20 protein-coding genes and 1 pseudogene are annotated in these 18,105 nt (G+C 74.2%); 11 read left to right on the top strand and 10 right to left on the bottom strand.

From position 1 onward, the window contains the following. Window positions 1-75 precede the first annotated feature (75 nt). Entirely contained in the window at window positions 76-801 is a 726-nt protein-coding gene (locus AB0F58_RS21510) for a HAMP domain-containing sensor histidine kinase (protein ID WP_357145564.1), read from the bottom strand. Window positions 802-912: 111 nt separating this feature from the next. On the opposite strand from AB0F58_RS21510, the gene AB0F58_RS21505 reads away from it, so the two are divergent. Beyond that, on the top strand, window positions 913-1,554 hold the full coding sequence (locus AB0F58_RS21505; protein ID WP_357145561.1) for a response regulator transcription factor: 642 nt from the start codon (window positions 913-915) through the stop codon (window positions 1,552-1,554). A 105-nt stretch (window positions 1,555-1,659) separates the two neighbouring features. Here AB0F58_RS21505 and AB0F58_RS21500 read toward each other — a convergent pair whose 3' ends face one another. Beyond that, window positions 1,660-1,767 (bottom strand): hypothetical protein, encoded by a 108-nt coding sequence (locus AB0F58_RS21500; protein ID WP_357145792.1) that lies wholly within the window; start codon window positions 1,765-1,767, stop codon window positions 1,660-1,662. A gap of 5 nt (window positions 1,768-1,772) precedes the next feature. On the opposite strand from AB0F58_RS21500, the gene AB0F58_RS21495 reads away from it, so the two are divergent. Continuing rightward, window positions 1,773-2,120 carry an Lsr2 family protein gene (locus AB0F58_RS21495; RefSeq protein ID WP_357145558.1) on the top strand — a complete coding sequence of 116 codons (348 nt, stop codon included), beginning with the start codon at window positions 1,773-1,775 and terminating at the stop codon, window positions 2,118-2,120. Between the two features lie 501 nt (window positions 2,121-2,621). Here AB0F58_RS21495 and AB0F58_RS21490 read toward each other — a convergent pair. Both AB0F58_RS21490 and AB0F58_RS21485 read right to left on the bottom strand, forming a co-directional pair. Continuing rightward, on the bottom strand, window positions 2,622-3,497 hold the full coding sequence (locus tag AB0F58_RS21490) for a hypothetical protein (protein WP_357145555.1): 876 nt from the start codon (window positions 3,495-3,497) through the stop codon (window positions 2,622-2,624). A gap of 172 nt (window positions 3,498-3,669) precedes the next feature. Next, entirely contained in the window at window positions 3,670-4,539 is an 870-nt protein-coding gene (locus AB0F58_RS21485) for a phytanoyl-CoA dioxygenase family protein (RefSeq protein WP_357145553.1), read from the bottom strand. Between the two features lie 116 nt (window positions 4,540-4,655). On the opposite strand from AB0F58_RS21485, the gene AB0F58_RS21480 reads away from it, so the two are divergent. The 3 genes from AB0F58_RS21480 (at window position 4,656) to AB0F58_RS21470 (ending at window position 6,755) form a co-directional block, all read left to right on the top strand. Continuing rightward, a complete protein-coding gene (locus AB0F58_RS21480; RefSeq protein WP_357145550.1) occupies window positions 4,656-5,384 on the top strand; it encodes a helical backbone metal receptor in 729 nt (242 codons plus the stop codon). 241 nt (window positions 5,385-5,625) lie between these two features. Further along, on the top strand, window positions 5,626-6,219 hold the full coding sequence (locus AB0F58_RS21475; RefSeq protein ID WP_357145547.1) for a hypothetical protein: 594 nt from the start codon (window positions 5,626-5,628) through the stop codon (window positions 6,217-6,219). 167 nt (window positions 6,220-6,386) lie between these two features. Beyond that, window positions 6,387-6,755 carry an FKBP-type peptidyl-prolyl cis-trans isomerase gene (locus tag AB0F58_RS21470; protein WP_357145544.1) on the top strand — a complete coding sequence of 123 codons (369 nt, stop codon included), beginning with the start codon at window positions 6,387-6,389 and terminating at the stop codon, window positions 6,753-6,755. 298 nt (window positions 6,756-7,053) lie between these two features. Here the strand turns inward: AB0F58_RS21470 and AB0F58_RS21465 are convergent. From AB0F58_RS21465 to pdhA, 6 genes and pseudogenes are all read right to left on the bottom strand, one after another. Next, a pseudogene (locus AB0F58_RS21465) lies at window positions 7,054-7,368 on the bottom strand (STAS domain-containing protein); the annotation flags it as partial. A gap of 140 nt (window positions 7,369-7,508) precedes the next feature. After that, window positions 7,509-7,907, bottom strand: coding sequence for a DUF3224 domain-containing protein (locus tag AB0F58_RS21460; RefSeq protein WP_357145542.1), 399 nt, complete (start codon window positions 7,905-7,907; stop codon window positions 7,509-7,511). A gap of 180 nt (window positions 7,908-8,087) precedes the next feature. Continuing rightward, window positions 8,088-9,353, bottom strand: coding sequence for an Ig-like domain-containing protein (locus AB0F58_RS21455; protein WP_357145539.1), 1,266 nt, complete (start codon window positions 9,351-9,353; stop codon window positions 8,088-8,090). A gap of 308 nt (window positions 9,354-9,661) precedes the next feature. Continuing rightward, a complete protein-coding gene (locus AB0F58_RS21450) occupies window positions 9,662-11,026 on the bottom strand; it encodes a dihydrolipoamide acetyltransferase family protein (RefSeq protein WP_357145536.1) in 1,365 nt (454 codons plus the stop codon). Further along, window positions 11,023-12,039, bottom strand: a complete 1,017-nt coding sequence (locus AB0F58_RS21445) for an alpha-ketoacid dehydrogenase subunit beta (protein WP_357145534.1) — start codon at window positions 12,037-12,039, stop codon at window positions 11,023-11,025. Before AB0F58_RS21445 ends, AB0F58_RS21450 begins: the two co-directional genes overlap by 4 nt. Further along, complete coding sequence (gene pdhA / locus AB0F58_RS21440; protein WP_357145531.1) at window positions 12,039-13,199, bottom strand: pyruvate dehydrogenase (acetyl-transferring) E1 component subunit alpha; 1,161 nt, start codon at window positions 13,197-13,199, stop codon at window positions 12,039-12,041. The genes AB0F58_RS21445 and pdhA overlap by 1 nt, the downstream gene beginning before the upstream one ends. Window positions 13,200-13,333: 134 nt before the next feature. Here pdhA and AB0F58_RS21435 point away from each other — a divergent pair, with 134 nt between their 5' ends. The 6 genes from AB0F58_RS21435 to AB0F58_RS21410 all read left to right on the top strand — a co-directional run bounded on the left by AB0F58_RS21435 (window position 13,334) and on the right by AB0F58_RS21410 (window position 18,077). Beyond that, window positions 13,334-13,810: an Lrp/AsnC family transcriptional regulator gene (locus AB0F58_RS21435; protein WP_357145790.1), complete on the top strand. Its 477-nt coding sequence runs from the start codon at window positions 13,334-13,336 to the stop codon at window positions 13,808-13,810. A 32-nt stretch (window positions 13,811-13,842) separates the two neighbouring features. Next, window positions 13,843-14,130: a DUF1905 domain-containing protein gene (locus AB0F58_RS21430; RefSeq protein ID WP_357145529.1), complete on the top strand. Its 288-nt coding sequence runs from the start codon at window positions 13,843-13,845 to the stop codon at window positions 14,128-14,130. A gap of 123 nt (window positions 14,131-14,253) precedes the next feature. Next, entirely contained in the window at window positions 14,254-14,985 is a 732-nt protein-coding gene (locus AB0F58_RS21425) for a histidine phosphatase family protein (protein WP_357145526.1), read from the top strand. Beyond that, window positions 14,969-15,838, top strand: coding sequence for an NAD(P)H-hydrate dehydratase (locus AB0F58_RS21420; RefSeq protein ID WP_357145524.1), 870 nt, complete (start codon window positions 14,969-14,971; stop codon window positions 15,836-15,838). Before AB0F58_RS21425 ends, AB0F58_RS21420 begins: the two co-directional genes overlap by 17 nt. A gap of 138 nt (window positions 15,839-15,976) precedes the next feature. Next, the gene (locus AB0F58_RS21415; RefSeq protein ID WP_357145522.1) at window positions 15,977-17,443 is read left to right on the top strand and encodes a S8 family serine peptidase; all 1,467 of its coding nucleotides are present in this window, start codon (window positions 15,977-15,979) and stop codon (window positions 17,441-17,443) included. 133 nt (window positions 17,444-17,576) lie between these two features. After that, complete coding sequence (locus tag AB0F58_RS21410) at window positions 17,577-18,077, top strand: hemerythrin domain-containing protein (RefSeq protein ID WP_357145519.1); 501 nt, start codon at window positions 17,577-17,579, stop codon at window positions 18,075-18,077. Window positions 18,078-18,105 lie beyond the last annotated feature (28 nt).

Raw genomic sequence — 18,105 nt, 5'->3', positions numbered from 1 at the left:
TCGGTGGGCGTCACGCTGGCGCCGAGGGGGTTCCCGCCGTGGTGACCCCCAGGGGCCAGCGACGGCCCCGGTGGGTCATCCCCCCACCGGACCACCGGCGGGGGGCGGTCCCGCCGGCCGGGTGACGGGAAGCACCACCTCGACCCCGACTCCCCTGGGGCGCAGGCCGCGGGCGGTGACCCGACCGCCGTCGACGGCGAGCAACCGGCGCACGATCCAGAGACCGAGACCGGAGAGGCCGGCACCCGGTGCGGGCCGGCGCAACGCCTCCACCACCGGTTCCGGGTCAGCACCCTCGTCGGTGACCAGAATGGTGAGGCCGGGGCCGCGCAGTGCGGCGAAGACCCCCACCACGCCGTCCGGCGGTCCGTGCCGCAGCGCGTTCTGCACCAGGTTGAGCAGGACCTGCCGGGTACGACGGGCCGGCACCGGACAGGCGCCGGCCCGTCGGGTCGTCCCGGCCCGCAGCCGTTCGGCCGGCACCAACGCGGCGACCTGCGGCAGGATCCGCCCGAGGGGCACCGTCGGCTCCGGCGCGGCGGCCGGGTCGAGCGCACCGGTGCTCGCGGCTACCACCTGGCGCAGCACCTGCTGCAGGTGGTCGGCCTGGTCGCGGGCGAGCGCGGCCAGTTCCCGCCGGTCGTCGGGGGTCAGCGGGCCGCGCTCGTCGGCGAGCGCCCGGGTCAGTGCGGCGAGCGCGACGACCGGGGTGCGGAACTCGTGACAGAGCATCCGCAGCAGCAGTTCCGGATCGTGGTCGCCCGATTCGCAGGACGGCGGGGCGGCCGTCCACCCCGCCACTGCCCGCGCTCGTCGCCCCCTGCCGAACCCGGGTCCGGTGCGCATCCGACCGCCTCCCCTCGTCGACCGGGCCGTCGGCATGATCGGTACCCGCTCGGGAAGGCGGCAGGCATGTCCGATTCCCCCGCCCTCCGACTCGCCGTCGTCGACGACCATCCGCTCTTCGTGCGGGGGTTGGAGCTGCTGTTGCCGTCGGCCACCGGTGGCCGGGCCACCGTGGTGGGGTCGACCGGGGACGCCTCGGCCGCCGCGTCGCTGGTACAGCGCTGCCTGCCGGACCTGGTCCTGGTCGACCTGCACATGCCGCCCCCGGGCGGGATCCGGGCGGTGGCGGCGATCCGGCGGACCGTTCCCCGGGTGCGGCTGGTCGCGATGTCCGGCTCGGACGACACCGCCCCGGCGCTGGAGGCGCTGCGTGCCGGCGCCGAGGGGTTCCTGCCCAAGAGCAGCGAGCCCGAGGAGCTGCTGCCGCCGCTGCTGGCCGTCCTCGACGGCTGGGCGGTGCTGCCCGGCACCCTGCTGCGCGAGCTGCTGCACGTCCCCCGGCCCGTGCCCGCCGGTCTGGACGCCGAGGAACGCCGACTGCTCCAGCTCATCGCCGCCGGGCGCAGCACCGTGGAGATCGCCGAGGAGCTGCACGTCTCGGAACGGACGGTGAAGCGGATGACCGCTTCGCTGTTGCGTAAACTCCGGGTGACAAACCGGACGGAGGCCGCCGCGCTCGCCGGCCATGCGGGGCTGCTCGGCACCTGAACCGTATTCGCCACCGCGCCCCGGGTTTCCCGGCGCGTCGTCCGGGCTCCGGCGACTGCCGGCGGCCCGACCTACCACTGGCAATTTCCATGCCGGGACGGGTTTTCACCCGCCTGGTGCGCACCATGGAATGCCGAAGGCCGTGCATTGTTGCGGATTTGCGGTGGGATACGTCAAACTCTTAGCCACACCCCGCCACGCGCAAGGAGTAATGGACGATGGCCAGGAAAGTAATCACAGTTCTCACGGACGACCTCGACGGCGGAAAGGCCGACCGGACGGTCGAGTTCGGGCTCGACGGCGTCTTGTACACCATCGATGTGTCGGACGAAAACGCGGGGGTCCTGCGGAAGGCCCTGGACCCATACATCACCGCTGGCCGCCGTATCGGTCGTGGTGTCGTGGAGCCCAGCCGCGGAGCCCGCCGTCCCGGGCGTCCGGCGACCTCCGGAATGGATCGTGAGCAGAACCGGGCGATCCGCGAATGGGCCACGAAGAACGGGTACGAGATTTCCGAGCGCGGCCGCATCCCGGTGTCGGTCGTCGAGGCGTACAAGAACCGCTGACCCACCGGCCGGCATTACCTTCCGGAGCCCGGACGTCACGCTGGGGAATCACCAGCGCCGGCCGGGCCACCCATTACCCGTCCCACCCGGGCCCCGTCGCCACCTGCGCCCCGCGCGAAAAGCCCTGGCCAGGACCGGCGCGCGGCGGGCGCCGCCCCGCGCCGAGGCGGACCGATCCGGCCCCGGACGGCCGATCTCCGGGCAACATCGGCTGGCCAGCGCGGGAACCGGCCGCGACGGGGCCGGTGGCCGACCGCCGGACCCGGGCCGTCAGCACCGCGCCGCACCACCGACCGGGCGTGACCTGCGGAGCCCGCAGGTTCTTCCTTTCCGTCCCGCCCGCTCCTGAGCGGTATTCGCGGTTCCGGTAACGTGTCGATTACCGACGATGTCCTTTTGCGTCTCCCGCCCCGGCCCACCGGGTCCACCGGTCCATTCCCGCACCGGGGCGCGACGTCCGTCCGGGGGTGCGCCCCGGACCGGCCGGGGTGGGAGGGGGTGTCAGTCGAAGGTGAGATGGTCGAAGTCGAACCCGTTCGCCAGCTCGTCACGACGGGACCGCAGCCGGTCGACGTCCCGTCCCAGGTCGCTGCGGAGCACCAGGTCCGGCTCGCCGGCGTCGTCCTGACGCAGACGCGCACCGATCGCGGCGACCGCGAGGTCACCGGCCAGCCGGGCGGCGTCCACCCCGCAGGAGAAGCGGTGCTCCCAGAGCAGGACCCGCTCGACCAGGCACCGGCCGGGACGCGCCTCGACCCACGCCCAGCCCTCGGCGGGACCGTCCTTCCAGCACACGTGCAGGCCCCGCACGATGGGGTCGACGAGCTGCCGGGCGACGTACGCCTCGACGGCGGCGGCACGGGCGATCGCGCCCAGGTCGTTGACGTGACCGCTGCGCCCGTCGGGCAGGCGGCCGACGATGTCCCGGAATCCCACGGGCCGCTCGGCCTCCGGGTCGCCCGGTTCCGGTGTGCCGGCGGTGTAGTCGCGGGCGTCTATCAGGTACTCCGCCACCCGCCGCGCGTGCGGACCGGGCCGCAGGGTGGCGGACTCGATCCGGAGCACCTCGAGGCCGACCGCGGCGGTGACCGCGTCGCGCATCCGGATCTCGCGCCGCGCCGCCGGGGTGCCGACCGGAGCGGTGAACTCCACCGCGAACTCCGGCCGTCCGGTGGCGCCGTGGCAGACGACGACGTCGAGGACGGCCCGGCCGGCCGTGCTCCACTGGTGACCGGTGATGCCCGGCGGCCGGCCCGACACCAGCTCACCCAGGCGGCGGGCGGTGTGCACGACGCGGCCACCCCGTTCCAGGAGCGGACCGCGCCCGGCGGCGAGCGGACGCAGCCGGGAGCCGTCGTCGGGTCCGGTGCTCGTCATCTGTCCCACGTTCCATCCCTCGGTGCCGGGCCCGAGTCTAGGACGGGATCCGGGACCGCCCGCCGGGTGGCCCACCGGAGATGGGCCGCACCGGCCGGGTCGGTGGACGCGTCGTGGACCTGGCGTCGTCCGGCGCCGTGGGCGGGCCGGACGGGTCACGCCCGGCCCCGGCTCAGACGCCCATCACCAGTCCCTCGATCGTGTGTTTCTGCCGGATCGGGGTGAGGGTCTCCACCACCGGGCAGGGCAGGTGCTCGCGGACCAGCGGCGGCAGACGCTCCCAGTAGCCACGGGTGACGGCCATGTCGTGCCGGGCGGCGTTGCCGGCGCCCGGCGCGTCGACGCCGAGCACCAGCACCGGGCGCGCGACGGTGGAGACGTTCGGGGTGCCACGGTGGATGGTCAGCGCCGACCGGGCCGAGATGTCGCCACGCTTCGGGTACGTGCGCACCGCGCGTCGCTCGTAGCGGGGATGGCGCTCCCGGGGCGGGAACATGCCGTGGTCGAAGTCGGGGTGGTCGTCCCACTGGGTGCCGGGGGCGATCTCGAACGGGCCCATCTCCTCCTCCGTGTCGACGGTGGTGAGGTTGAGGGCGAGCGAGGTGAGCCGCCGTTGCTGCCGGGTCTGCTCGGGCATCGGGAAGTCCCGGTGCCAGGGCTGGTGGACGGCGCCGGGGAACGGCGTGTCGAAGCCCAGCTCGACGATCTCGTAACGCGGCCCGAGCACCGCCCGGCAGACCGCCACCACCCAGGGGTGGGTGACCAGGTCGACGAAGCCGCGCAGCTGCTCGGGATGGATCTCCACGTACCAGCGCTGCGGGCCACGGCCGACGGCGCCGTCCGGACGGGACCGGGCCTCGGCGAAGGCGACCTCGACGTCCTCGCGGACCCGGTCGACCCACTCGACGGGGAACGCGCCCCGGCAGGCGGTGATCCCGTCGCGGTAGAGGTCGCCGAGGGCCGCGGTCGGCGTCTCGTCGTTCTCCCCCGGAGCCGGGGCCGGGGTCGGGGCCGGGGGCGTGGTGCCGTCGTGGTGTCGCATACCGCCTCCTCGGGTGGACACCGGCAGTATTACAACGTTGTAGAAGCCGCGCAACGGGGCACCGCCGGATCGGGCATCATCGACGTCGACAGGTCGGTCGGACCGGGAGGTGTGACGTGCGGGTGGTGTCCCTGGTGCCATCGCTCACCGAGGCGGTGGCGGTCACCCTGCCCGGGGTCCTGGTCGGCGCGACCGACTGGTGCACCCACCCCGCCGGCCTGCCGGTCACCCGGGTCGGCGGCAGCAAGTACCCCGACCTCGACCGGGTCCTCGCGCTCCGTCCGGACGTCGTGCTGCTCAACGAGGAGGAGAACCGTCGGGAGGACGCCGACGCCCTCGCCGCCGCCGGTGTACCGGTACACGTCACCTATCCGAGGACGGTGCCGCAGGCCCTCACCGAACTGGGCGAGCTGCTCACCGCCCTCGGGGCGTCCGGCGAACCGGAGTGGCTGGCCGCCGCCCGTCGTGCCTGGACGGCGCCACCCACGCCGGCCGGGATCCTCCGCGCGGTCGTGCCGGTCTGGCGCCGACCGTGGGTGCTGCTCGGCGGCGACACCTTCGCCGGGGACGTGCTGCACCGGCTCGGCGTACGCAACCTCTACGCCGGGCACCCGGAACGCTACCCCCGGCCCGGTCCGGACGAGCTGAGCGACCGGCGGCCGGACCTGGTGGTGCTGCCGGACGAGCCGTACCGGTTCACCGCCGAGGACGGCCCGGACGCCTTTCCCGGCGTACCCTGCGCACTCCTCTCCGGCCGGCACCTGACCTGGTACGGGCCCTCGCTGGCCGAGGCACCCGGGGTGCTCGCGGCGCAGCTCGGCCGACGGCTGACCCACCCGGGTTGAGCAACCCGGGTCACGCCACCGGGGCGATCCCCGGGCCCGTCGTCCGGGCACCCGGACGTCACGGCCGCCACCGGCGGGCCGGCCAGACGGGTGGGCACCGGGGCCTCCGGCCCGCGAGGGGCCCTCGGGAAGGGGCCGAAGGTCCCGCCGGACGCGGGACCGGACGGCCCTGCTCCCGGCGGCCCCACCGGGATGGAATGGAACCGCCACCGGGAAGCGGTGCGAGGCACGAGGGAAGGACGTGGACACCATGGCTGCCACGATCGAGCGAAGCACCGCCCGTACCACCACTGCGGGGGCACCGACCGGAACCCCCCGTAACGGCACCCCCGCGGCGGGGACCGCCCGGAACCGGGCCGCCCGGTACGTCTTCGCCGGCATCCGGATCGCGCTGGGGTGGACCTTCCTCTGGGCCTTCCTGGACAAGACCTTCGGCCTCGGCCGCGCCACCGAGGCGACGAACGCCTGGCTCAACGGGGGCAGCCCGACCAGGGGCTTCCTGGCCTTCGGCGCCGAGGGGCCGTTCCAGGGCCTCTACCGGGACATCGCCGGTGCGGTCTGGGCCGACTGGCTGTTCATGGCGGGCCTGCTCGGCATCGGCCTGGCCCTGCTGCTCGGTGTCGGGATGCGGATCGCGGCGGTCGCCGGCGGCCTGCTCTACGTGCTGATGTGGGCGGCCGTCCTGCCGCCCGAGAACAACCCCTTCATGGACGAACACCTGATCAACGCGGCCCTGCTCGCCGGTCTCGCGCTGATCGCCGCCGGTGACACCCTCGGCCTCGGCCGGGCCTGGGCGAACCTCCCCGTCGTCCAGCGGTTCCCCTGGCTGCGCTGACCGGGTACCGGCACCACGGCGGACGTCACCACCCGGTGACGTCCGCCGCGTCGGGTCCGCGCCGGTGGCCACCCGGCCCCGGCCGTCACCCGTCCTGCCGGACATCGGCGACCGACGATCCGGCAGGATCGACCGGAACAGTGATCCCGCAAGGCAGGAGAGCCAGGATGAACAAGCCCGAGGTGGGCCCGATCGAGGGCGCCCCGCCCGCCGATCTCGTCGTCGAGGACATCACGGTCGGCGAGGGCCCCGAGGCGGAGCGGGGACAGCTGGTCACCGTGCACTACGTCGGAGTGGCGCGCTCCACCGGACGCGAGTTCGACGCGTCCTGGAACCGGGGCGAGACCTTCCAGTTCGGGCTCGGCGCCGGCCAGGTCATCGCCGGTTGGGACCAGGGCGTGGTGGGGATGCGGGTCGGCGGCCGGCGCCGGCTCACCATCCCGCCGCACCTGGGCTACGGCAACCGGGGCGCCGGTGGCGTCATCAAGCCGGGCGAGACGCTGGTCTTCGTGGTCGACCTGCTCGACGTCCGCTGAGCGGAGCGGGCGGGGCCGTCGGTCCCGCCCGCTCCGGCAGGTCGGGACGGGCCGACGGTCAGACCACCGCGAGGGGCCGGTACGGCTGGGTCGGATACGTCCGCCCCACCGCCGCCGGTCGCCGGTCGACCGGCAGCCGGCTGCGGGACACGTCGGTGACCGTCCACGACCGCCGCGCCGCACCGGTGCCCAGGGGCACCGTGTCGGCCGGCGGGGTCGGCGCCGGCGCGTCGGCGTGCTGCTCCTGCCGGGCCGCCGGAGCCCGGCCGGCCGGCAGCGTGAGCCGTGGGTTGCCCTCCACCACGGAAATGACCCGGTGCAGGCCGGTGCCGTGCAGCACCCGCAGGATCATCGGGTGCGGGTCGACCAGGACGAGTTCCCCGCCCCGGCCCCGGACGCCCAGGTGGGCGGCGACCAGGGTACGGATCGCGGCGGCCGAGAAGACCGGCACGGCGGAGAGGTCGAGCCGCAGCAGGGGCCGGAACGGCTGGGCCCAGAGCACCGACCGGAACTGGGCCACCGTGGCGATGTCTATCTCGCCCGCCACCCGCACGTCGACCACCCGGTCACCAATGCCGACCTCGACCTCGAGCCGGTCGCTGCGCTGCCTCATGACCCCGAATCTATGCCGTCGGACCGACACTTTCCTCCTGCCACGGACCGATCCCCGGGTACGCCCCGGGTCGGGTCCGGGAAAACCCCTCACCCTCCCGGAGGAGGAGGGCCGGTCGGCGGCGCGGACCCGCCGCGACCTCAGCTTTCGACGGTGTAGTCGAAGGTGAAGCCATGCTCACCGTCCACCAGCAGGATCTCCATGGTGCCGGTCAGCCCGGTCAGCTCACCGGTGCCGGTGTCCGGGACCACGCGGATGGTCAGCGAGCCCGCGCCCCGGTCCATCACCCCGCAGTGCTGGAGGACGAAGCTGCCCGGCCGACCGTGCAGCGTGCCCACCACCCGTTCGAGACCGACGTAGCCGCCCGAGCCCGGTCGGGCCGACTCGGCCTTGAGCAGGTGGGCGACGCTGGAGGCCTGGAGGTCCCCCTGGAACTCCTTGGTCACCACGACCCGGGCCAGTCGGCCGCCCACCCGGTCGTCGTACGGCGGGTGCTCGTCCCAGGTCAGATCGACGGCGCCGACGGCACGGACACGCATGACTGGCTCCCCCCGGGTGTCACCCGATGAGATCATCATGCCGCACCGGGGGCGTCGCCGCAGGTCTGCCACCCGCTCCGAGCTGCGGCGACGCGCCCGACCGGCGCCGGTCGGCAGTGCGCGGGCCCGCTGACGGAGCCTCCGGCACCGGCCGCGCTCCCCGGTGGCGGACCGGGTGGGTCAGCCGCCGCTTCCGGTGGAGGCGGGTCCGGGCGTCGCGCCGGCGGCCGGCGCCGCCGGGCTGGCGGTGGGCGTGGGCCGCAGGTTCCCCGGCACCGGTAGGGCGCTGCCCCGGACGAACTCCTCCCAGCTGACGTTCCAGGCGGTCCAGCCGTTGCCCGGCTGCAAGGGCACCTCGGTGCCCTTCACCGTGATCAGGTCGCCGACCTGGGTGACGCCCATCAACCAGTCGGCGGCACTGGCGGAGACGTTGGCACAGCCGTGCGAGACGTTGGTGTTGCCCTGGTCCCCCTCCGACCACGGGGCGGCGTGGATGAACTCACCGCCCCAGGTGTAGCGCTGGGCGTCGTCCACGTCGACCACGTAACCGCCGTCCGGCTCGCCCCGGGTGTCGAAGGTGGTCCGCTCGTGCTTCTCCATGATCACCATGCGACCGCTGGAACTGGGCGTGCTCGGCTTGCCGAGGCTCACCGGGATCCGGCGCAGGAGCCGGCCGTCCTGGAACACCGCCATCTGCTTGGTGGCATTGTCGATCTCCAGCGCCACCTGGCGGCCGATCTGGGAGGTGGCCCGCCGGTCGGCGTCCCCGACCCCGTCCCGACCGATCGGCAGGCCCGCCAGGGCGGAGCGGACACTGACGCTGGTGCCGGGACGCCAGAAGTCCGGTGCCCGGTAGTAGACCTGGCTGCCGTCGTCCAGCCACGACCAGGCCCCCGGCTGGGGCGGGTCGGTGGTGACGAACAAACGGCGCTGAACCTCGTCCCTGGCCGCCTTCGGAATCGGCGGGTCGAATGCCACGGTTACCGGCATCGCGGTTCCGTACGTCCGGTTGCCGGCGAAGTAGAGCGTGCTGGTAATTGTCGGCGCGTTCGATTTCGCGGCAGTGGTGAAGGTCGTGGTGCGACTGGCGGTCTCGCCCGTGTCACTGCTCGCGGTCACCACGGCGGTGTACGTCCGGCGGTGCGCCAGGGGCTGCGCCGGCACCCAGGCCGTTCCGTCCTCGCGGGGCTCGGCGCGGACCTGCGCCCCCTTGTCGTCCCGGATCAGGACGTCCTTCACCCTGCCACCGCGGACCGCCACGCCGACCTCCGCGCTGATCGGCACGTCCCGGGTCCGGTCGGCGGGTGTCACCGTGAGGTCCAACGGCACCCGGGCCGCCGCCTCCCGCCTTTTCTCCGGAGCCCGGTCCGTCGTGCACCCGCCGAGTACCAGCGCGGTCGCGGTCATGGTCACCGCGGACAGCCTGATCCGCCGCCTCCACTCCATGATGCTCCCCCCGTCACCGTTTCCCTCCGGCACATTGTCACCACCGCAGGTCACCGGCCGGCGCAATTTCGGCAGAATCGTCCCGCGCCATTGCCGATCGTCATTGGCACTGATGCGACCGAATGTGCGGAACGGCCCGGTCGGTCCGGCGAGAGCCCGGTCGGCGGTGGTGTCCCGTCCCTGCCCCGGCGGTCGTCGGCGGGTGGTTCGGGCGGGCCGCACCGCGTCGACCGACCCGGGGCGAACGGGCGCGGGGACGAACCGGGCCCGGCCGGCCGGACGAGGTGCCGGGCCGACCGGGCGGACGGTCAGAGGTTGGCGATCAGCAGGGCGGGCCGTTCGACGCAGTCGGCGACGTGCCGCAGGAAGCCGCCGGCCACGCCCCCGTCGCAGACCCGGTGGTCGAAGGTCAGACTGAGCTGGGTGACCTTGCGGACCGCGAGCTGCCCGTCGACCACCCAGGGCTTGTCCACGATCCGGCCGATGCCGAGCAGCGCCGCCTCCGGGTGGTTGATGATCGGGGTGGAGCCGTCGACACCGAACACCCCGTAGTTGTTCAGCGTGAAGGTGCCGCCGGTGAGCCGGGCCGGCGGAAGGGTACCGGCGCGGGCCGCCGCGGTGGTCTCGGTCAGCGCGGCGGCGAGTTCGACGGTGGTGAGCCGCTGGGCGTCCCGCAGCACCGGGACGAGCAACCCCCGGTCGGTCTGCGCGGCGATCCCCAGATGCACGCCGGCCGACTGGACGATCCGCTGCGCCTCGCCGTCGACCCGGGCGTTGAGCTGCGGGAAGCGACGCAGCCCCGACAGGCAGATCCGGGCCATCAGGGCGAGGACGCTGACCGGCCGGTCCGGGCTCGCGGCGTTGATCGCCGCCCGGGTCTCCAGCAGGCCGGTGGCGTCCACGTCGACCCAGATGGTGACCTCGGGGATCTCCCGCCGGCTGCGGGAGAGCTTGTCGGCGATCACCTTGCGGACCCCGGTCAGCGGGATGACCAGGTCCTCCGCGCCGGTGGCGGAACCCGGAGCCGGGTCGGGCACGGCGGCCACGGGGTCCGGCGCGACGGCCGGCGCGGCGAGCGCGGCCTCCACGTCGGCCCGACGGACCACTCCCCCGGGGCCGGTGCCGCGCAGGGTGGTCGGGTCGATGCCGTGCTCCCGGGCCAGTCGCCGGACGATCGGCGAGATGACCAACGACCGGGCGGGCGTGGCGTCGCCCCGGCCGGCGGCACCGGCACCGTCGGTGACCGGCACGGTGGGGGCCGGGCGGGTGGGCGACGGATCCGGGGCCACCGTCAGCCGCGGGCGGCGACGCCGCCGTCCCGGGCCGAGCCCGGTGCCGTACCCGATCAGCACGTTGCCCGAACCGGCGCGTTCCTCCTCCCGGTAGGTCGCGTGCCCGACCGGCTCGGTCGGGGCGGCGTCCAACGGCGCCACGGTGACCAGCGGTTGACCGACCGGGCGGGCCTCCCCCGCCGCGCCGTGCAGGGCCACCACCCGACCGGCGTACGGACAGGGCACGTCCACGACCGCCTTGGCGGTCTCCACCTCGACCACGATCTGGTCCACGGTCACCTCGTCACCGACGGCGACCCGCCACTGCACGATCTCCGCCTCGGTGAGCCCCTCCCCCAGGTCGGGCAGGAGGAACACCCGGGCGCCGTCCACGGTGGTCATGCCGCCCTGCCTTCCGGCAGCCACCGGGTGTCCGGCTGGTCGTCCCACTGCAAGCGGGCGACGGTGTCGAGGATCCGGTCCACCGACGGCAGGTGGGTGTGCTCCAGCATCGGCGCCGGATAGGGGATGTCGAGGCCGGCGACCCGCAGCACCGGCGCGTGCAGGGCGTGGAAGCAGCGCTCCTGCACCCGGGCGGCGATCTCCGCGCCGACCCCGGCGAAGCCCTGCGCCTCCTGGACCACCACACACCGACCGGTGCGGCGCACCGAGGCGGTGATCGTCTCGTCGTCGAACGGGACGATGCTGCGGCAGTCGACCACCTCGAGGTCCCAGCCCTCCTCGCGGGCGGCCTCGGCGGCCTCCAGGGCGACCGGCACCGCCGGACCGTACGCGACCAGGGTGGCGTCGCGGCCCGGCCGGCGGACCACGGCCTGGCCGATCGGCGGGGCGGTCGCCGGCAGCGCCGCCTCGGCGCTGGAGAAGTAGAGCTTCTTCGGTTCCATGAAGACCACCGGGTCGGGGTCGTCGATCGCCGCGCGCAACAGCGCGTACGCGTCGTCCACGGTGGCCGGGGTGACCACCTTCAGCCCGGGGGTGTGCGCGTAGTACGCCTCGCTGGAGTCGCAGTGGTGTTCCACCCCGCCGATGCCGCCCGCGTACGGCACCCGGATGACCATGGGCACGGTCAGCGCGCCCCGGGTCCGGTTGCGGATCTTCGCCACGTGCGAGGCGATCTGCTCGAACGCCGGATACGCGAACGCGTCGAACTGCATCTCCACCACCGGCCGCAGCCCGGACATGGCCAGGCCGACCGCGAAGCCGACGATGCCGGCCTCGGCCAGCGGGGTGTCGAAGCAGCGCTTGTCGCCGAACCGGGCCAGCAGCCCGTCGGTGATCCGGAAGACCCCACCGAGCTGGCCGACGTCCTCGCCGAAGACGAGCACCCGGTCGTCGGCGGCCATCGCGTCGGCGAGCGCGGCGTTGAGCGCCTTCGCCATCGTGGTGGTGGCCATCAGCCCTCCCCCTCCCGGTCGGCGTCGGCGGCCAGCTCGGCCCGGACCTGCTCGCGCTGCTCCCGCAACTGGGGCGTGGGCTCGGCGTAGACGTGGTCGAAGAGGCTGAGCGGGTCGACGGCCGGCTTGTCGTGCATGCGCGTGCGCAGGTCGGCGGCGTACGCCTCGGCCTCGGCGGCGACCGTGGCGACCACCTCGTCGTCGAGCACCCCCCGGGCGCGCAGGTACGTCTCCAGGCGCGCGATCGGGTCCCGGTCACGCCACACCTCGACCTCGGCGCCGTCCCGGTAGCGGGTGGCGTCGTCGGCGTTGGTGTGCGCCTCCATCCGGTAGGTGTGCGCCTCGACGAGGTAGGGGCCTTTCCCGGCGCGGGCGTGCGCGACCGCGCGGGTCAGCACGGCGAGCACGGCGACCGGGTCGTTCCCGTCGACCTGCTCGGCGGGGACGCCGTACCCGACGCCCTTGTAGGCCAGCGACGGCGCGGCGGTCTGCCGGGAGAGCGGGACGCTGATCGCGTACTTGTTGTTCTGGACGAAGAAGACCACCGGGGCCTTGAAGACGGCGGCGAAGTTGACCCCCTCGTGGAAGTCGCCCTCGCTGGTCGCCCCGTCGCCGATGAAGGCCAGCGCGACGGTGTCCCGCCCCTGGTACGCCTCACCGTAGGCGAGTCCGGCGGCGTGCACGCACTGGGTGGCCAGCGGGGTGCACTGCGGCGCGGTGTGCCGGGCGGCCGGGTCGTACCCGCAGTGCCAGTCGCCGCGCAGCAGGGTGAGCACCTCGACCGGGTCGATGTCCCGGGAGACCAGCGCCATCGACTCCCGGTAGGTCGGGAAGACCCAGTCGGTGCCCCGTAGGGCGAGCACCGCGCCGACCTGGCACGCCTCCTGTCCCCGGGAGGAGGGGTAGACGGCCAGCTTGCCCTGCTTGGTCAGGGCGGTGGACTGGGCGTCGAACCGGCGGCCGACGACCATGCGCCGGTACATCTCGCGCAGCTGGTCGAGGCCGGGCTCGGCGAGGGTGGTGGGCAGCGGCGTGCCGCTCGGGTCGAGCATGCGGACCGGCTCCGCGCTGGGCAGCAGGTCGCGCGCCGGGTCGGGCGGGGTGGCCGCGCGACGCGAGGGCGACGGTGCCCGGCGGACCGACCGAGATGTGGTCGTCACGGCGGAACCTCCTGGACGTGTGGTGGCCTTATGCTCGACCGTGCGGATGGTTGACTCAAGATCCACGAAAAAGCCGGGACATCTGGCCGTCAGGAGGCCGCACCGTGAGCCAGGATGACCGACCGGACGCCGAGCTGCCCGCCGGAGCGGGACGAACGGCCCGTCCGCTCGACGAGGTCGACCGGCAGATCGTCGCTGAGCTGGTCCGCGACGGCCGGATGTCGATCCGGACGCTCGCCGAGCGGGTGCACGTGTCGCGGACCAACGCCTACGCCCGGGTCGAGCGGTTGCTGCGGGACGGGGTGGTCACCGGGTTCGCCGCCCAGGTCGCCCCGGAGCAGGCCGGACTGGGCACCTCGGCGTACGTGGCGTTGACGATCGAGCAGAACACCTGGCGGGAGGTGTCGGCACAGCTGGCCCGGGTGCGCTACATCGCGCACGCGGCACTGCTCGGCGGCGACCACGACGTGCTGGCCCTGGTCCGCGCGCCGGACAACGCGGCCCTGCGGGACGTGGTGCTGGGCCAGGTGCAGGGCATCCCCGGGGTGCTCTCCACCCGGACCTGGCTGGTCTTCGAGGAGTTCGACGGTACCCACAGCCCGTGGGCCTGAGGGGTGTCGGACCCGGTCCCTATCCTGGCCGGATGGAGTTGGAGTTCAGCGGCGAGGTGCGGTTCTGGAGAGGCCCGGCGCCCTACCACTTCGTCCCGGTGCCGGCGGAGCAGAGCGCCGCACTGAAGGCCGCCTCGGCGGCGGTGACCTACGGCTGGGGAATGGTCCCGGTGGCCGCGCGGGTCGGCGCGACCCGGTGGACGACCTCGCTGTTCCCGAAGGACGGCGGGTACCTCGTGCCGCTGCGCGACGCGGTGCGCCGCGCGGAGGGGATCGCGCCCGGCGAGGTGGTCACCGTGCACCTGACCGTCGGCGGCTGACCCGGCGCACCGGACGGCGTGGACCGGGATGGCCCGTCCCGCGCCACCCGCCGCACCTGCCGGCCGACGAGGGGCCCGCCCGGCACCGGTTACCGGAGCGGGTCGCCGGGTACGGATGCGCGCATGGCGGAACTGGACCGGTTGTGGATCATCAGGCACGGGGAGAGCACGGGGAACGTCGCGGCGGCCCGGGCCGAGGCGTCCGGGGCCGACCTGGTCGACGTCGCCGAACGGGACGCGGACGTACCCCTGTCGCCCACCGGGCGGGAGCAGGCCGAGGCCACCGGGCGGTGGCTGGCCGCCCTGCCCGACGACGAGCGCCCCGACGTCGTGGTGGTCTCGCCGTACCGGCGGGCGGCGCAGACCGCCGAGCTGGCCCTGGCCGGGCTCGACCTGACCGTCCACCGGGACGAGCGGCTGCGCGACCGGGAACTGGGCGTACTCGACCTGCTCACCTCGCACGGGGTGGCCAGCCGGTTCCCCGACGAGGCGGAGCGCCGGACCCGGCTGGGCAAGTTCTACTACCGCCCGCCCGGCGGCGAGTCCTGGGCCGACGTGGCGCTGCGGCTGCGCTCCCTCCTCGGCGACCTGCGGCGCGACCACGCCGACCGGCGGGTGGCCCTCTTCGGCCACGAGGCGCTGGTGTTCCTGCTCCGGTACCTGCTGGAGCCGATCTCCGAACCCGAGCTGGTCGAGCTGACCCGGCGACACCGGCTGGGCAACTGCGCGGTCACCGGCTGGCGGCGCGGCCCGGACGGAAGACTCGACCTCACCGTCTTCAACGACGTCACGCACCTGCGGGAGCAGGGCGCCGAACCGACCAGGGAGGAGGGCGTCGATGCCGACCCGGTCTGAGCCGAAGGTGATCACGCCGGCGTTGCTGCGGAACTGGGCCCTGCCCGTGCCGACCGGCGGCAAGGAGAACCGGGGCACCGTCCTGGTGGTCGGTGGGTCCCGGGTGACCCCCGGGGCGGTGCTGCTGGCCGGGGTGGCGGCGCTGCGGGCCGGAGCCGGCGTGCTGCAACTGGCCGCCGCCGAGTCGACCGCCGCGGCGCTGAGCATCCAGGTGCCGGAGGCCCTGGTGGTGGGGCTCCCGGAGGCCCGCGACGGTGCGGTCGCCGGCGGCCGCGCGCACCAGTTGGACGAGCTGGTCGCCGAGGCCGACGTGGTCGCCGTCGGCCCCGGGCTGCACGACATCGACGAGACCCGGGCGGTGCTGCACCGGGTGCTGTCCGCCGCAGGATCCCGGACCGCCCTGGTGTTCGACGCGTACGCCCTGGGGGCGCTCAGCCACGAACCGGAACTGCTCACCGCGGCGGACCGGACCGCGGTGCTCACCCCGAACCTCACCGAGGCCCGGCACCTGCTCGGCCGCGACCTCGGCGACGACCTCGACGCCGAGGCCGCGGAACTGGCCGGACGCTACCGCGCGGTGGTGTCGCTGTACGGGCACATCGCCAGCCCGGACGGCCGGCGGTGGCGGGAGGAGAGCGGGGACGCCGGTCTGGGCACCTCCGGCAGCGGGGACGTCCGGGCGGGCCTGCTGGCCGGACTGCTGTCCCGGGGCGCCGGCCCGGAGCAGGCCGCCTGCTGGGCGGCGTACGCGCACGCGGTCAGCGGACAGCGGTTGATTCCCCGGTACGGCCGGATCGGCTTCCTGGCCCGCGAACTGCTCGGCGAGATCCCCCAGGTGCTGGCAGGCGTCTGACGGGTCCGCGTCCGACCAGGGTGTAACGCCACATCCGCTCCCTGCGCTGCTCCACCGAGGGCGGGCACCCCGCCCGCCCCCGCCGGACGCGGCCCCGTGCGGAGCGCGACCGGCGGGAACAGCCCCCTGGGAGTGTGTGTGAAGTTCATCCGTCGCAAGACCCTTGCCACGGCCTCGACCGTGGCCCTCGGTGTCGGCCTCGCCGTCACCGGTGGGCTGGCTCCGGCGTCCGCGGCCGGTCCCGAGACGACGTTCCTGGTGCTCGCACCGCAGGGCGCGTCGACGGACCGGGCGGTGGCCCGCGCGAAGGCCGCGCAGGGCACCGTGGTGGCCGCATACCACCAGATCGGCGTGCTGGTGGTCCGCTCGACCAACCCCGACTTCACCCGGCAGGTCGCCGGTGCCGGGGTCGATTCGGTCGCCTCCACCGCCGGCCTGGGCACCGCGTTGGACGAGGGCGAGACGGTGGAGCTGACCGGCCCCGCCCCGTCCGGTGCGGACCCGACCGGCGAGCCGCTCTTCGGCCAGCAGTGGGACATGCCGATGATCAACGTGCCGCAGGCCCACGCGGTCACCACCGGCAGCCCGGACGTCGTGGTCGGGGTGCTCGACAGCGGCATCTCCAGCAGCCACCCGGACCTGGCCGGCCAGATCGCCCGGGAGAAGAGCGCGAGCTGCGTCGGTGGCGTCCCGGACACCACCGAGGCGGCCTGGAACCCGACCACCTCCGACCACGGCACCCACGTGGCCGGGACCATCGCCGCCGCCGTCAACGGCGTGGGCGTCACCGGTGTCGCCCCGGGTGTCAAGGTGGCGGCCGTCAAGGTCGTCAACGACGACGGGTACATCTTCCCCGAGGCGGCCGTCTGCGGCTTCCTCTGGGCCGCCGAGCACGGCATGCAGCTGACCAACAACAGCTACTACATCGACCCGTGGCAGCTCAACTGCCGCAACGACGCCCGGCAGCGGCCGGTGTGGCAGGCCGTGCAGCGGGCCATCCGGTACTCGCAGGGCAGGGGCGTGCTGCACGTGGCGTCCGCCGGCAACTCCAACTACGACCTGGCCCACAAGGTCGTCGACACGGGCAGCCCGAACAACGGCACGCCCGAGGTACGCGAGCTCACCAACGCCTGCCTCGTCCTGCCGGCCGAGGCACCGGGCGTGGTGACCGTCTCGGCGGTCGGCCCGACCGGGGCGAAGAGCTACTACTCCTCGTACGGGCAGGGCGTGGTCGACGTGACCGCGCCCGGTGGCGACACCCGGTTCCGCACCGAGGGCGCCCGCTCCACCAGCACCGACGGCATCCTGTCCACCACGTTCAACGTGGTGACCCGGACCAACGGCTGGGGTTACAAGCAGGGCACCTCGATGTCGGGCCCGCACGCGACCGGCGTGGCCGCCCTGGCCGCCTCGGCGCACCCGGGGACGAACCCGGGCCAGCTGGCGGCGTTCCTGGAGCGCACCGCCGACCCGGTGCCCTGCCCGGCCGGGGTGTACAACCCCGTGCCGTTGCTGGGCAGCAGCTACGACGCCACCTGCTCCGGCGGGGCGCGTAACGGCTTCTACGGCGCGGGCATGGTCGACGCCCACGAGGCCGTCCGGTAACGACCGGGCGGGCGGCACGGCGGGGGCCCGGCGCGGTGACGCGCCGGGCCCTCACCCGTCCGGGTGAGGTCTGTTTTGCCCGGCCGGGCCGGGGGTAGCAGGGCGGTCACCAGTCCACTCGAGGAGGTCAACGGTGTCCACCGACGCGATCGTGCTGCTCAAAGAGGACCACAAGGAGATGCGCCGGCTGTTCCGGGAGTTCCAGGACGCGCAGGAGGGGCCGCCGAAGCGACGGCAGGAGCTGGTGAACCGGATCCTGGAGGCGCTGACCGTGCACACCTACCTCGAGAACGAGGTGATGTACCCGGAGGTCCGCCGGCTCCTGCCCGACCTGGAGGACGACATCCTCGAGTCGTACGAGGAGCACCACGTCGCCGACGTCCTCTGCGCCGAACTGGCCACCATGGACGCCGGGGACGAGCGCTTCGTCGCCAAGACCACCGTGCTGATCGAGAACGTGACGCACCACGTCGAGGAGGAGGAGCAGGAGTGGTTCCCCAAGGTGCGCGAGGCGCTCGGCCGCAAGCAGTTGCAGGAGATCGGTGAACGGATGCTGGCGCTGCGCCCGGACGCGCCGCGGAGCCCGTCCGAGCCGAAGGCGCTGAAGAAGGCCCTCGACGCGATGACCGCCTGAGCCCGGCCAGCGGGCCCGTGGTCGCCCC

The sequence above is a fragment of the Micromonospora sp. NPDC023956 genome (assembly GCF_040639195.1).
GTDB lineage: Bacteria > Actinomycetota > Actinomycetes > Mycobacteriales > Micromonosporaceae > Micromonospora.
This window is presented reverse-complemented; position numbering and strand designations above follow the sequence as displayed.